Source organism: Actinoplanes sp. NPDC048791 (assembly GCF_040650095.1).
GTDB lineage: Bacteria > Actinomycetota > Actinomycetes > Mycobacteriales > Micromonosporaceae > Actinoplanes.
This window is the reverse complement of sequence record NZ_JBEZGQ010001531.1, coordinates 1-1,470: the sequence shown is the minus strand read 5'-3', so window position 1 is coordinate 1,470 and position 1,470 is coordinate 1. Positions and strand designations below refer to the sequence as shown.

Genomic DNA, 1,470 nt, shown 5'->3' with positions numbered 1-1,470 from the left:
CCGGCCCAGGACCGCCGCGGCCTCCGGCGTGGCCCGGCCCACCGACCTCTCCCCGGTCGTGGACATGATGGAGCAGAGGCTGGCCACCCGCTCCGGATGGTCGATCGTGAGCTGCTGGGCGATCATCCCGCCCATGGAGGCGCCGACGACGTGCACCCGCTCCAGACCGAGGGCCTCCAGCAGCCCGGCCGCGTCCCGGGCCAGGTCCGCGAGCAGGTACGGCACCGTCGAGCGGTCCCCCGCCACGATCGCCCGCACGTCCGGCACCGCCCACTCGGGCCGGCTCGCCGACAAACCGGAGTCACGGTTGTCGAAGCGGACCACGAAGAAGCCCCGGCCGGCGAGCTGCTCGCAGAACTCCTGCGGCCAGTCGATCAGCTGCGCGCCCAGCCCCATGACCAGCAGCAGGGGCGGGCCGGCCGGGTCGCCGAGGGTCTCGTAGTACAGCTCGATGCCGTTGGCCTGCACGTCGGGCACGGTGGGGTCCTCTCGTCGCCGCCCGGCGCGGACGCACCCGGCACTGACGATGATGGATGAAGCGGGACCCCGCTGCTACCCGGCCACCACGGTACGCACGCCGTGGAAGTCGGGCTGGGCCACGGGCCGGCCGAAGTGGTAGCCCTGGGCCAGCCGGTAGCCGAGGCGGTACAACTCAGCGGCCTGCTCGGCCGTCTCCACACCCTCGGCGACGGCGGTGAGGCCGAGGCCGTCGGCGACCTGGATCAGGGCGGTGGCGATGACGGCGTGCCGCCCGGCCATGGTGATGGTGTCGACGAAGCTCTTGTCGACTTTGAGGGTGTCGACGGGCACGGTCTGCAGCAGGCCGAGGGAGGAGTGGCCGGTGCCGAAGTCGTCGAGGGCGATGCGTACGCCGAGCTGGTGCAGGTCCTTGACGGTCTGCACACTCTGCCCGCCGCCGAAGACCGCGGTCTCGGTCACCTCGACGATCAGGTGGTGGGCGGGCAGGCCGGTGCCGGCGAGCGTGTGGGCGACGAAGTCGGCGAAGCCGGGCTCGGCCAGCTGGCGGGCCGAGACGTTGACGCTGACCCGGCTCGGCGCGACGGCGCCGTGGGTGTGCTGCCACGTGACGGCCTGGGCGCAGGCGGTGGTCAGGATCCAGGCACCGAGCTCGACGATGAGGCCGTTCTGCTCGGCCACCGGGATGAAGTCGGCCGGGTTGACCAGGCCGCGCTCGGGGTGGTGCCAGCGGATGAGGGCTTCGACGGCGACGATGCGGGCGTCGGGCAGCGAGACGATGGGCTGGTAGACGAGGCGGAACTGGCCGGTGTCGAGCGCCGTACGCATCTCCGCCCCGAGCCGCGCCTCGGCACCGGCCTCGTCGTCGAGGCAGGGGGCGTAGCGGCGCTGCCGGTCGCCGCCGGCCTTGGCCGCGTACATCGCGACGTCGGCGCGGCGCAGCAGCTCCATCGGGTCGCCGGTGCCGGCTGCGCCCGCGACGCCGACCCCGGC

General features: G+C 73.5%; 2 protein-coding genes. Both read right to left on the bottom strand.

Annotated features, from left to right (window positions below; all coding sequences use genetic code 11):
• Positions 1 to 477: alpha/beta hydrolase (locus tag AB0C29_RS48155; protein WP_360835041.1), on the bottom strand; the 477-nt coding region annotated here is incomplete at its 3' end.
• 75 nt (positions 478 to 552) lie between these two features.
• Positions 553 to 1,470, bottom strand: a 918-nt coding sequence (locus AB0C29_RS48150) for a GGDEF domain-containing phosphodiesterase (RefSeq protein ID WP_360835039.1), incomplete at its 5' end; no start/stop codon positions are given.